The sequence below is a fragment of the Arthrobacter sp. M2012083 genome (genome assembly GCF_000281065.1).
Classification (GTDB): Bacteria; Actinomycetota; Actinomycetes; order Actinomycetales; family Micrococcaceae; genus Arthrobacter.
The window spans coordinates 27,137-39,766 of record NZ_AKKK01000047.1 but is presented as its reverse complement, the minus strand read 5'-3'; the positions used below and the strand labels follow the sequence as shown (position 1 = coordinate 39,766).

At 63.2% G+C, this 12,630-nt stretch carries 10 protein-coding genes and 2 tRNA genes; 3 read left to right on the top strand and 9 right to left on the bottom strand.

What is annotated here, in order from left to right:
- Nucleotides 1–20 precede the first annotated feature (20 nt).
- The 9 genes from A477_RS0117450 to A477_RS0117410 form a co-directional block, all read right to left on the bottom strand.
- The gene (locus A477_RS0117450) at nt 21–1,592 is read right to left on the bottom strand and encodes a Na+/H+ antiporter (RefSeq protein WP_026005734.1); all 1,572 of its coding nucleotides are present in this window, start codon (nt 1,590–1,592) and stop codon (nt 21–23) included.
- 125 nt (nt 1,593–1,717) lie between these two features.
- Nucleotides 1,718–2,374, bottom strand: coding sequence for an SDR family oxidoreductase (locus tag A477_RS0117445; RefSeq protein ID WP_026005733.1), 657 nt, complete (start codon nt 2,372–2,374; stop codon nt 1,718–1,720).
- A 65-nt stretch (nt 2,375–2,439) separates the two neighbouring features.
- Nucleotides 2,440–2,513: transfer RNA gene (locus tag A477_RS0117440), tRNA-Met, on the bottom strand.
- Between the two features lie 61 nt (nt 2,514–2,574).
- Nucleotides 2,575–2,646: transfer RNA gene (locus A477_RS0117435), tRNA-Thr, on the bottom strand.
- Between the two features lie 151 nt (nt 2,647–2,797).
- A complete protein-coding gene (locus A477_RS0117430; protein ID WP_017200217.1) occupies nt 2,798–3,298 on the bottom strand; it encodes a LysM peptidoglycan-binding domain-containing protein in 501 nt (166 codons plus the stop codon).
- A gap of 212 nt (nt 3,299–3,510) precedes the next feature.
- Nucleotides 3,511–5,676, bottom strand: coding sequence for a DEAD/DEAH box helicase (locus A477_RS0117425; protein WP_017200216.1), 2,166 nt, complete (start codon nt 5,674–5,676; stop codon nt 3,511–3,513).
- 394 nt (nt 5,677–6,070) lie between these two features.
- Complete coding sequence (locus tag A477_RS0117420; protein ID WP_026005732.1) at nt 6,071–6,727, bottom strand: MOSC domain-containing protein; 657 nt, start codon at nt 6,725–6,727, stop codon at nt 6,071–6,073.
- 32 nt (nt 6,728–6,759) lie between these two features.
- Complete coding sequence (locus A477_RS0117415; RefSeq protein ID WP_017200214.1) at nt 6,760–7,434, bottom strand: response regulator; 675 nt, start codon at nt 7,432–7,434, stop codon at nt 6,760–6,762.
- On the bottom strand, nt 7,431–8,969 hold the full coding sequence (locus A477_RS0117410; protein ID WP_017200213.1) for a sensor histidine kinase: 1,539 nt from the start codon (nt 8,967–8,969) through the stop codon (nt 7,431–7,433). Before A477_RS0117410 ends, A477_RS0117415 begins: the two co-directional genes overlap by 4 nt.
- A gap of 152 nt (nt 8,970–9,121) precedes the next feature.
- Between A477_RS0117410 and A477_RS0117405 the strand changes: the two genes are divergently transcribed.
- The 3 genes from A477_RS0117405 to A477_RS0117395 are packed head-to-tail and all read left to right on the top strand — an operon-like array spanning nt 9,122 to nt 12,590.
- Nucleotides 9,122–9,859, top strand: coding sequence for a hypothetical protein (locus tag A477_RS0117405; protein ID WP_017200212.1), 738 nt, complete (start codon nt 9,122–9,124; stop codon nt 9,857–9,859).
- Between the two features lie 2 nt (nt 9,860–9,861).
- Nucleotides 9,862–11,067, top strand: coding sequence for a glutathionylspermidine synthase family protein (locus A477_RS0117400; protein WP_017200211.1), 1,206 nt, complete (start codon nt 9,862–9,864; stop codon nt 11,065–11,067).
- Nucleotides 11,064–12,590, top strand: a complete 1,527-nt coding sequence (locus A477_RS0117395; protein WP_017200210.1) for an APC family permease — start codon at nt 11,064–11,066, stop codon at nt 12,588–12,590. Before A477_RS0117400 ends, A477_RS0117395 begins: the two co-directional genes overlap by 4 nt.
- Nucleotides 12,591–12,630 lie beyond the last annotated feature (40 nt).

Genomic DNA, 12,630 nt, shown 5'->3' with positions numbered 1-12,630 from the left:
AACATAGTCCGGCTTGGACCTTAGTCCGGCATGGACATTGTCCGCAGGTCCAGTTGCCGGAGGACCCTGTCAGCCACTTCCGGATCGGTGCCTGGCTCGTTGCGGGCTGCCACCACTTCCTGGCGGGCGGCATCGAGTGCGATGGTCTGCACGGCGATGGACAGTTCCCGTCCACGCTTGCGCTTCTCAGCAACGGATTCGTTCTGCAGCGTGCCATCCAATAGCTCGGCATGGAGGCGGCGCATCTTTTCCTTGACCAAGGCCACCTTCTCGGCGGGGAGTTCCTTCATGAGGTCATGGTCCTTCAAAGCAGCCACGGCAGCCGACTGGGCCCGCTTGGCAAGGACCTTGGCGGCATCCTGTTCATGTGATCCGTCCTCCGTCGCGTCCAGGACGCGCATGAGCCATGGCAGGGTGAGTCCGGGGAGGACCAAGGTGGCCAGAAGCACCGCGCAGGCAATCACCAGGATCTCGTGACGGGCCGGGAAGTCACTGCCATCCGGCAAGGTCATGGGGAGTGCCAAAGCAAGCGCCAAGGTGGCCAGGCCGCGCATGCCGCACCATGTCAGGATCAGCACTTCCTTGGGCGACGTCGGTTGCAACAGGTTTCTGCGCTTACGTGCAGTGAGGGCGAGGAGACCCAGCCAGAGGAAGCGCACCACGAACACCAGGATGCAGATCACCACAGCCATACCGATCATCCCGAAAATGGCAGTACCTTCATCGCGGATGACGTGACGGATCTCCAGTCCCACCAGTCCAAAGGCGAGCCCTGTGGCCAGAAGCTCCACCACGTCCCAGAAGGCGGTGCGCGTAATCCGCTCTGCGGCGTCCTGCGGCCGCGTATGACGCTGCAGTTCCAAGGCGGTGACGACGACGGCCACCACACCTGAGGCGTGCAGCTCTTCAGCGAGAATGTATGCGGCAAAAGGAACCACCAAGGTCACTGCGCTACGGGCAACCATGGAGGTCACCAGCGTGGTGATGAACTTGGTCAGCCAGCCCATCGCAATGCCAATCAGAACAGCCAGCGCAGCGCCAATGACGAACTGCGGAACAACTTCCGGGCCCACTTCCTTACCGGATAGTGTTGCCGCCACCGCTGCCTGGAAGATCACGATTGCCGCGGCGTCATTGAAGAGGCCCTCGCTCTGAAGAACCGTGATGAGCCGGCGCGGCATGTGCACGCGGCCCGCCACGGACTCCACGGCGACAGGGTCCGGCGGGGCCACCATGGCACCCAGTGCAATGGCAGCCGGAATACCGATGCCCGGGATCATGAGCCACGCAGCACCAGCCACCACGGCCGTGGACACTACCACCAGGGCCACAGCCATCAGCAGGAGCGTCCGCCAGCGCACGCGGAAAACCGCCCAGGAACTCTTCTGCGCCGTTGCGAAAAGCAAGGGCGGAAGGAAGATGGGCAGGATCAGCTCAGGCGAGATCTCAAACTCGGGGAAGCCCGGAATGAAGGTGAGCGCAACAGCCAGAAGCAGCATCAGGACGGGGTAGGGAAGCCGGAGCCTGTCCCCCAAGCCCACTGCCACCACCGTTGCAAGCAGCAACCCGACAATGAGCGCCAACTGATCCATTTTCCTGCTTCCCCTGAAGTTACACGGCACTTCCCCAGGCCAAGCCGAAAAAGTTCCCTACCAACATATCCCGGTGCACAGGCCTATCCCGGCGATGAGGCAACGTCTGAATCGGCAGTGCTGTGTCAGTCCTCCGTGAGGGCGTCCACAACATCGTCGGTACCATCCTTGAACCTGATGGTCCGGTGGATGGTCCCCGGCAGTTCCAGGACGGCCGCTGTCACCAAGGCAACGTTGGCCCTGGAGGTCTCCGTGTCATTGCCGGGGTTGGCTGGGTTCGTTTCGATCAGACCGGTCGCGGGCTCGTTCGTCAAAGTTCCCGGGCCCAAGACGGTCCAGTCGAGGTCGGTGCTTCGCAAGTAGTCGTCTGCCGCCGCTTTGGCCTCGGCATAGGCGAAGAACGGGTGGTCTTCCGGGACGCCGTGATCTTTGGCGGCTCCGATGTAGGACACCATCACGTACCGCTTGACGCCGGCCTCGGCCGCCGCATCCATCGAGCGGATGGCTGCGTCACGATCCACGGCATAGGTCCTGGCGGGATTGCCTCCGCCCGCCCCGGCCGACCAGACCACGGCGTCGTGGCCCTCGAGCGCTTGGGCGAGTTCCGCCGTCGTCGAATTTTCCACATCCAGCACGTCAGCAGTTGCGCCGGTCTCCGTGACATCTGCCACATGATCGGGATTGCGGATGAAAGACGTGACGTCGTGACCTTCGCCACTAAGAATGCGGGACAGATGAAGGGCCACTTTCCCGTGGCCGCCAATGATTGCGATTCGGCTCATGGACCCATTCTGTCCCACTGAACAAAAAAAGACCCCGCAGGCGAATGCTGCGGGGCCTTGCTCTGTAGCGGTGGGGAGGCTCGATCTCCCGACCTCACGATTATGAGTCGTGCGCTCTAACCAACTGAGCTACACCGCCACGAATGAGAAAAACCTGTGTCAAGCCGGTCAAAACCGCCTTGACACAGGCCCTCATCCAGAGCCCCCCACCGGAATCGATCCGGTGACCTCGTTCTTACCAAGAACGCGCTCTACCACTGAGCTAGGGGGGCAACGAGTAAATACTCTACCGGACGTTTTCGGAAGCTACAAATCGGCGAGAAAACGCGGAAAAACGGCGCCGACACAATTTGCGAAGACGCAGATTTCCTGATCCATATCTCGCGCCCCTGGCAATCGCCGTTGCCTCTTTGGGCTGCCGAATCAGGGCAGCCGGAGCACCTGCCCGGGGTAGATCTGGTCCGGATTGGGCACCGTATCTGCGTTCGTGGCGATGAGGGCTCCAAGGTCCACGCCGTACTGCGCAGCGATTCCACCCATGGTGTCTCCCTGCTCCACCACAACCTCCGTGACCCGCGGTGCCACCGGCCCGGGCTGGCCGGTCCCTGCGGCGGCCTCAGAGGCGGCCTCTTGCGCCTGCGGTTGAACTTCCGGGGCCTCGGGTTCCAAACCCTCCTGTTCGGCCTCCTGCGCTGCTGCGGCGTCCGCAGCAGCCTGCTGCTGGGCCGCCTGTGCGGCAGCAGCCTCCGCAGCAGCCTTGTCCGCGGCGGAAACCTCGACGGCGGCAGCATCCTCCGCTGCCTGGCTCGCCGCACTCCGGTCTACAGCACCCTGATTCTGGTCTACAGGAGCTGCCACGCTTCTTTCACCAGCGTCCTTGCCGCCGAAGCCCAGGTTCTTCTTCACGTTATCCAGCAATCCCATGGAGCACCCTCCCGATTTCTGCTTGTGTTCAGCCGTGCCTCGATCGTACGGCCGGGCCCGGCCCCGTGGAACCCGGTGTCGTTCAGTACTCCCACCGCAGAAGGCCTGAAAAGCGAACAAAGCCCGGAACGAGGGGTTAAACGCGTCAGGGGGCCGGCTCGAAAGCCGACCCCCTGACGGGAACTACTTAGTGATGATCACCAAGGAAGTGTTTACCACTTGCCCTTGCGGTTGAAATCGCGGTGTCCGCCTTCGCCGCCACTGCGGGGCTTGCGTGCGCCATCACCGTGACCACCGAAGCGTGAACCGCTGGCCTGTCCGCGATCGCGGTCGCCGAAGCTGCCTGCGGTGCGCTCGGAGCGGTCGCTGTAGGAGCGGCCGCCACGGTCAGCGGAGGTCCGCTCGCCGTCGGACTTGCGGAAGTCCTTCTTGAAGCCACCGGCACCCTTGAAGTTTCCGCCGCCACGGTTTTCGCGGTCGCCATAGCCGCCACGTCCGCCAGCGCCGCCACCGGAGTAACCGCCACGATCGCCACTGGGCCTGCGGCCGTTATCCAGCTCAAGGTTGATCAGTTCGCCACCGATGCGGGTGCGGGAGAGTGCGCGCAGCTGCTCGGGGCTCAGGTCTGCCGGGAGCTCCACCAGGGAGTGGTCCGAGCGGATGTCGATGCCGCCGATCTGTGCGGACGAGATGCCGCCTTCGTTGGCAATGGCGCCAACGATGGAGCCCGGCATGACGCGCTGACGGCGTCCCACGGAGATCCGGTAGGTGGCGTTGCCCTCGGTGAGTGCACGGGTCGGGCCACGTGAGCCGAAGCCGTCCTTGGAGCGCTCGCGCTTCTGGTACTCAGGAGCGGCAGGCAGTTCCTTGACCAGCAGCGGCTGTCCACCCTGGGCCATGACGGCCAAGGCTGCAGCGATCTCCGATGCCGGAACGTTGTGCTCTTCCTCGTAGGAGGAGATGAGGTCGCGGAACGCTGCAACATCCTCGGACGCGAGGGTCTCGGTGATGCGCTCGGCGAATTTGCCCAGACGCAGCGTGTTCACGGTCTCAGCCGTCGGCAGGTGCATCTGCTCCACCGGCTGGCGCGTTGCCTTTTCGATGGAACGCAGCAAGTACTTCTCACGCGGCGTCATGAAGAGGATGGCGTCACCGGAACGGCCCGCACGGCCCGTACGTCCGATGCGGTGCACGTAGGACTCGGTGTCGTGGGGGATGTCGTAGTTGATCACGTGGCTGATGCGCTCAACGTCAAGGCCACGGGCCGCGACGTCGGTGGCCACGAGGATGTCAATGCGGCCTTCCTTCAGCGCGTCAACAGTGCGCTCGCGCTGCTGCTGCGGGATGTCGCCGTTGATGGCGGCAGCCTGGAAGCCGCGGGACTTCAGCTTGTCAGCGAGGTCCTCTGTAGCCATCTTGGTGCGCACGAAGGCAATGACGCCGTCGAACTCTTCCACCTCGAGGATGCGGGTCAGGGCATCCAGCTTGTGCGGGCCCATGACCTGAAGGTAGCGCTGCTTGGTGTTGGCGCCGGTGGTGGTCTTGGACTTCACCGAGATCTCGGCCGGGTTGTTCAGGTACTGCTTGGACATGCGGCGGATCTGGCCCGGCATGGTGGCAGAGAACAGCGCAACCTGGCGGGTTTCCGGAGTCTGCTGGAAGATCTGCTCCACGTCATCGGCAAAGCCCATGCGCAGCATTTCGTCAGCTTCGTCCAGCACCAGGTACTGGAGCTCGGACAGGTCCAGGGAGCCCTTGGCGATGTGGTCGATGACTCGGCCGGGGGTACCTACAACAACCTGGGCACCGCGGCGAAGGCCTGCGAGCTGGGGGCCGTAAGCCGAGCCGCCGTAAACCGGGAGCACGGTGAAATCATCAATGTGCTTGGCGTAGGAGGTGAAAGCCTCCGCAACCTGGAGCGCCAGTTCACGTGTGGGAGCCAGGACCAGGGCCTGGGTCTTGCGGGACGGGCCGTTGAGGTCATGAAGTTCGGCCAGGCGGGACAGGGCAGGAACAGCGAACGCTGCGGTCTTGCCGGTACCGGTCTGGGCGAGGCCAACTACGTCGCGGCCTTCGAGGAGCAGCGGGATGGTGGCTGCCTGGATGGGGGACGGCTTTTCGTAGCCGACATCCTGCAGGGCGGCCAGAACGCGTCCGTCGATGCCAAGATCGACGAAGCGGACGCCTTCTTCTTCCTCTTCTTCTGCCTTCGGGGCAGGAGCTTCAGTGAAGGTGGGTGCTGCAGTCTCAGCTGCAGCGGTCTCGACGGGGGCAGCGGCAGCAGCCGGTGCTTTAGCTTCGGCGGGTGCGGAGGTCTCTGCTACATCAGCGGACTCAGCAGTGTTGGCGTCGAAGTTTTCGTTGAGATTTTCGGTCATAGGGGGAAATTCCTCATCCATAGGGCAGTCGGCGCGGCCCGGTTGGGCTGGCCGCATTACTCGTCGCGAGAAACAGGAAAAGGTGCCCTGCTTTCGCAAGAAGTCCGGCGCTATCGCAATCCCATGGCAGGACTTCCCGCTGCATCTCTTGGCTGCTATCCCAGCAGTCTGTACAGCGTTTTCTTTAGCCGGCTCTCCCTATGAAAATGCCCGCACACATTTGCGGGCCCCAACACTTACCAGTCCTGCCTCAAGAATTGGGCAGGATAAAGGGATTTCCGGAGTGGGGGATATTTCAAGTGTAGGGCACGGAGGCCCATCACCGCGAGTCGAGAGTCCACGAAGTCCGGGTGAGCTTGTTCACACCGCGTTGCAAGGCTCCCCCACCAGGGTTCTAGAGCCCGTTTCTCCGCAGTACCTTTTCGAAGACCGGATGGTAGTCCTCCTGCAAACGGATCTCACCATCGGCATCCGCATCCAACAGGATCTGCACCAGTTCAGGGGTGGGTTCACTGAACCACTGCCCTACGGTAATGCCGTGTTTGGGGACGAAGGTGCGGTGGATATGGTCTCCGGCGGAAATGGTGCCCGTCTTGATCACCCGGAGGTAGGTTCCAACCCGGCCGGCCTGCGTGAAGCGCTTCACCCATTGGGATTCGCCGATCACCCGTTGGAACGTAGCGCACGGTACGCGCGGCGACGTGACTTCCAGCTCCACATCCAGGCCGATCTTCCAGCGTTCCCCGATGACCGCGCCGGTGGTTTCGATTCCGGCCACGCGAAGGTTCTCACCGAAGACGCCGGCAGGTAACTCCCGCTGCAGCTCACCTGACCAGTAGTCCGCATCCGCCTGCGAATACGCGTACAGGGCTTGGTCTTCCCCACCGTGGTCCACCCGGTTTGCCTGGACATCCCCGTGGAGCCCAAGTTTGTGAACCTTGACTGGCCCCTCCACCGGACGCTTGTCCATGCCGGTGACTCCCACACTCCCCTCGGGGTCGGGCAGCAACTGGTGGACACGGCAGACGGCAAGGAGGGATGCGGTGTTCATGGTCACCAGTGTACGGACGGGCAGCTCCAAGATTAAGGATCGAATCGGTAGCCCATGCCGGCTTCCGTGTGCAGGTGCCGCGGCGCGGCCGGATCCCGCTCCAATTTTCGCCGAAGCTGGGCTATATATACGCGCAGGTACTGTGTTTCCTTCGCGTACGCCTGTCCCCAGACCTGGGTAAGGATCTGCTGCTGGCTCACCAGTTTTCCCTTATTGCGGACCAACAACTCAAGGATGTTCCATTCGGTGGGCGTCAGGCGCACTTCCGAGCCATCCCTGAGAATCTTCTTGCCTGCCAGGTCAACCATGAAGTCCGTAGTGGCCAGCGTTGGTTCCTCATGTTCGGTCACAACGCGGCGCGAAGCGACCCTTAGCCGCGCAAGCAGCTCATCCAAACCGAAAGGCTTGGTCACGTAGTCGTCCGCACCGGCGTCGAGCGCTTCAACTTTGTCCTCCGAGGCATGCCGGGCAGACAGAACAATGATGGGCATATTGCTCCAGCCGCGGATGCGTCGGATGATCTCCACCCCGTCCATGTCCGGCAGGCCAAGGTCCAGCACCACGATCTCCACAGGTTGCTTGGCAGCGGCCTGCAGGGCGTCTGCGCCATTGCCCACCGTCAGTGCCTGGTAGCCATGTGCTTGAAGGGTGATCTGCATGGCCCTGGCGATACGGGCTTCGTCCTCGACGATCAGCACCAGCGTCATTGTGGGCCCCCGGTCCACAGCGGCAAGGTGACCACCATGGTCAGCCCGCCACCCGGCGTCGGCTCCGCTGTGAGCCTGCCGCCCATGGCCTCGCTGAAACCCTTCGCGACAGCCAATCCCAAACCAATCCCGCCGCCAGTGCTGGCTCCGCCTCCCACCGCGCGCGACGGCGAATCACCAAAGCGCTGGAACGGTTGGAAAATGTCCACAACCTCCTTCTGCCCAACTCCGCTGCCGTGATCGACGATCCTCAGTTCGCTGGCGGGCCGGTCCCCCAAGGTAATGCCGGCGCCCGCACGGGCGCTGAGGACCACGTCTGAGTCAGGTGCGTACTTCACGGCGTTCTCCACGATGTTGGCCACCACGCGCTCGAGCATTCCGGCGTCGGCCTGGACCGGGGGAAGGTTGGGCGGGAGTTCATTGCGCAACCGCTCTTGTGGGATTCCCCTTAGCGCCTGCGGCAGCACCTCAGCCCACACAATTCCACTCAACAGCGGGTTGACCGCGTCCGCCGTGATGCGCGACATGTCCAGGAGGTTGTCCACTAAATGGTCCAGCCGGTCGGCGTAGTCCTCGATGGTCTCCAGCAACTCCTGCTCAACGTCCGGCGGAAAATGCACATCCTCCTGGCGCAAGCTGCTGACAGCGAGCTTAATCCCGGCCAAGGGCGTCCGAAGGTCATGCGACACAGCGCGGAGGATGGACGTCCGCATCTTGTTGCCCTCGGCCAACCGCACGTTATCCCGCCGGCTCTTCACCAGTTGCTGCCTCTCCCGGACAGCCACCACAAAAGCCCCGAACGCTGCCACCAACCGTTGGTGTTGCGCTGACAACGGCCCGCCCCGCAGCAGCAGGGTGTAGTGGGGATCGACGACGGCGGCATGGTCGGCGGCGGCATGGGTCAACGGCGGATTCGGGCCGGCACTCGCCAGGACACGCAACTCGGCTTGGGTACCGGCTGACGCCACGCTCGGGGCTCCGGGCGCCTGGCCTGACGAACCCAGCAGTGTTACCGCCTCCATGCCCAAGTTGCTCCGCACTTTTTCAAGAAACGATTCCAAGCTCCCATCCGAGCTAAGGATTTGCAGCGCGAGCCCACTGAGGGCCGTGGCCTCGGCCCCGGAGCGTGCCGCCTCCTGGGCACGGCGGCTTGCGAGGCCCACGGCGAGCGCCACCCCACAGGCCACGGCAAGGAAAACCACCAACGTGAACAACGTGGTGGGATCGGCGATGGACAGGGAGCCAACGGGGTCGGCGGAGAAGTAGTTGAGGAGGAAGCTACCCAGCACCGCGGCGACCACTGCCGGCCACAAACCACCGATGGCCGCCACCGCAACAGCTACTGCCAGTTGCAACAGCATGATCATGGCGAAGTTGCGGAACCCGAAGACAGTGACCATGAGTTCAATGCCGGGCGGCAACAAGACAGCCAACACCAGGCCGATGATGACGCGGACGGAGCCAATGCCGCGGACCGGCGGAAGCCGCAGCAGCACGCCGTCGTCGACGTTGCTTTGTGCTTCGGGTCCTGGCATGGCTACATCCTTACATGGTTCCGTAGATGGGGACTTCTTCCCATTTACGGCTGTCACCCGTGCCTGCACCGCGCACAAGGACTAGGCTTGCTCTGAGCATTCTGGTCCGGCGTGGCGCCGGACACTTCAACGGTCTATCCAGGGGGATACACATGGACCCGAAAGACAGCCCTGACGCGGCCGGCAACAACGGCAGCGGCAGGGACAACAACGGCGACTTCGGAGCGGGCAACAACCAGCCCAAGCCTCCTCCATGGCAGGTACCCAAACCTGAACTCCGTCCTGAGCTGTTCACGCCCGTGGAGAGCGACCCGGCGCAAGGCGGCTCCGTGAAAGGCCGCTCCGGCAACGGGAGCGCGGGGAAGAGGAAAAAAGCTCCTGCAGCGGCACCGCAGGGCGGAGCATTCCCAGCCGGGGCACCCCAGCCCGGCCAGCCCCTCCCCGTGGTCGACCCCTTCGCCAAGGAACGCGAACGCGGTGAGGCCGAGGCGGCAAAGAAGAAAAAGCGCTCGCAGCGTCGCACCGTCGTGGTGGGTCTCGGTGTGACTGCCCTCCTGGCCGGAACCATCACAGCGATCGTGGCCAGCAACGAGAAGGAAGCCGACTACGCTCAGGTCTGTTTCAATGAGGAAACCGGGGAGCGTGTTGACGACAACCAGTGCGACAACAGCAGCTCTGCGGGCCGAAGCTCAGGCGTTTACGCCTGGTACTTCTACTCACGCGGAGCCAGTGTGCCCGCCGTGGGCCAGAACCGCAGCTCCTACCCGAGCTATACCAAGAACGTGCCTACGGACGCCAAGACGTCCAAGGGTTACAGCACCAAGGGCGGCACAGTAAGCCGCGGCGGCTTCGGCAGCAGCTCCAAAAGCGGCGGAAGCTCGGGAGGCTAGGCGTGCGTCGACTGCCCTCCGAGCCCAGGCCGGACTGGAAGCAAAAGATCGAAGAACAGGGCCTGGTATTTTCCACTACCACCATGCCCGATGGCCGGAAAATCGAATACTGGAACGAATCGGCGTACTACGAATTCACCATGGACGAGGTGGAAACCCTCGAGAAGACGGCCGAGGACATGCACATCATGTGCTTGGAGGCCGCGAAGTACCTGGCCACCGGGGCCATGGGCGATATCGGCATCGGGCAGCAGGCGTTGGAACTCGCCGGCGAATCACTGTTGGCCGCCGACATGGACATTTACGGTCGTTTCGACTTCATCTATGACGGCAAGGGCGGTCCGGCCAAGATGCTGGAGTACAACGCCGATACCCCCACCGGACTGATTGAAGCCTCCGTAGCCCAATGGTTCTGGCTGCAGGACGTTTTCCCGGAGAAGGACCAGTGGAACGGAATCCACGAGGCCCTGATCCGTCAGTGGAAGAAGCTGCAGTTCCGTACCGGCATGAGCACCCTGCACGTTGCCCACTCGGAGGCGGAGGAATCCGGCGAGGACTGGATGACTGCGGCCTACATGCGCGATGTAGCAAGCCAAGGCGGGTGGACAACCATTGGCATCAACATGTCCGATATTGGCTGGGACCCCAACCTGAACCGGTTCGTGGACCTGGACAATTTCATGATCAGCACCATGTTCAAGCTGTACCCATGGGAACTGATGATGAAGGAGCCGTTCGGACACCGCCTCCTTCAGCGCGCCCACAACCCCCGCTGGGTTGAGCCGGCGTGGAAGATGCTGCTGTCCAACAAAGCCTTGCTGGCCGCGCTATGGCATCTCTACCCCAACCACGAGAACCTGCTTCCCGCCTACCTCGGCGATCCAGGTCCCCTCAAGGAATGGGTGGCCAAGCCACTGCACGGACGTGAGGGCGACAACATCCGCATTCATGCCCCGGGCATCGAAATCCAGCAGCCCGGTGGTTACGGGCGCGAAGGCTGGTGCTTCCAGCAGTACCATTCCCTCCCCGACTTTGACGGGAACCATCCCGTCCTGGGTCTCTGGGTAGTGGATGGCGAATCCGTGGGGTGCGGCATCCGCGAATCCGACGGACCCATCACGGACTACTTCTGCCGCTTTGTCCCCAACACCATCGACGCCCCGGCGCCTGTCGCGCCCCCTGCTACTTCCTACGGAGCTGCACTATGAGCACTGAAATTTCGACGCCGGGTGGCGGCTCAGCGGGCGGCGACCGTACCGCCGTCGTACCTTCCAAGGGCCTCCACGCCGGGATCCTTGACCTGGGCGACTCCGTCATGCTGGGCCTTGCGTCCACCGCACCCGTCTACTCGCTGGCGGCCACGCTGGGCCTCATTGTCGCGGTCAACGGCAACTACACTCCCCTGATTCTGATCCTCGGCTTCATCCCGGTGCTGTTCATTGCCTACGCATTCCGTGAGCTCAACAGCGCCATGCCCGACTGCGGCACTACGTTCTTCTGGGCCCGGAAGGCCTTCGGGCCGTGGGCCGGATGGTTGGGCGGCTGGGGCGTAGCCCTCGCAGGCGTGGTGGTACTGGCAAACCTGGCGCAAATCGCAGGCAAGTATCTGTGGCTGCTGATCGGGGACGGCTCCCTGGCCGACAACACCTGGCTGGTGACCGCCACCGGCGTGCTCTTCATCGTGTTCATGACCTATGTGAACCATCGCGGAATCCGGCTGGGCGAGCACGTCCAACGCACCCTGACCTATATCCAGTACATCTCGCTGGGAATCTTCGCGGTGGCCATCGTCTTCCGGATCGCCGGTGGAGCGCCTGAAGGACAGGCCTTCGACTTCGAGTGGTTCAACCCGGCCGGCGCCTTTGCCGACCCCGGCGCCGTGGTCCATGGTGTCCTGCTGGCACTGTTCATTTATTGGGGCTGGGACACGTGCCTTGCGCTGAACGAAGAGACGGAAAACCCGGCCAAGACCCCCGGCCGTGGCGCCGTGATTTCGGCCTCTGTCCTGGTGGCGATCTACGTATCCGTGGCCCTTTTGGTGATGATGTACGCCACGATCGGTACCGACGGTATCGGGCTGGGCAACGAGGCCAACCAGGACGACGTCTTCCTGGCCATGAAGGACGTTGTGTTGGGCCCTTGGGGCTGGCTGATCATCGTGGCTGTGCTGGCATCCGTCCTGTCCTCCACACAGACCACCATCCTCCCGACTGCCCGCGGAACCCTGTCCATGGGCGTCCACGGTGCGCTGCCGCCCCGATTCGGCAAGGTCCACGAGCGCTTCATGACGCCGGGCTTCTCCACCCAGGTGATGGGTGCGGTGGCCGTGGTCTACTACGTGGCCATGAGCTTCCTCAGCGAAAACCTGCTCTCGGACTCCATCAGCGCCATCAGCCTGTTCATCGCGTTCTACTACGCACTGACGGGCTTCTCCTGCGTATGGTTCTTCCGCTCTACGCTCCGGGATTCCGCCCGCAACCTGTGGTTCCGAGGCATCCTGCCGTTCCTCGGGGCGCTGTCCCTCACGGTGGCGTTCTTCATCTCTGCAGTCCAGATGTGGGACCCGGCCTACGGTGACACCCAGATCTTCGGCATTGGCGGTGCGTTCGTCAGCGGCGTGCTGCTGCTGGCCCTGGGCGTCGTTTTGGCCGTGGTGTGCCGCTTCGCACCCTCCACCCGTGGCTACTTCACAGGTGAACGCGCAGACGTTGGGGCGGTCCGCGGCGAGTAGGCTGTGCTGCCGGCCTGCGGGTTAGCCACCTAGGATGCTG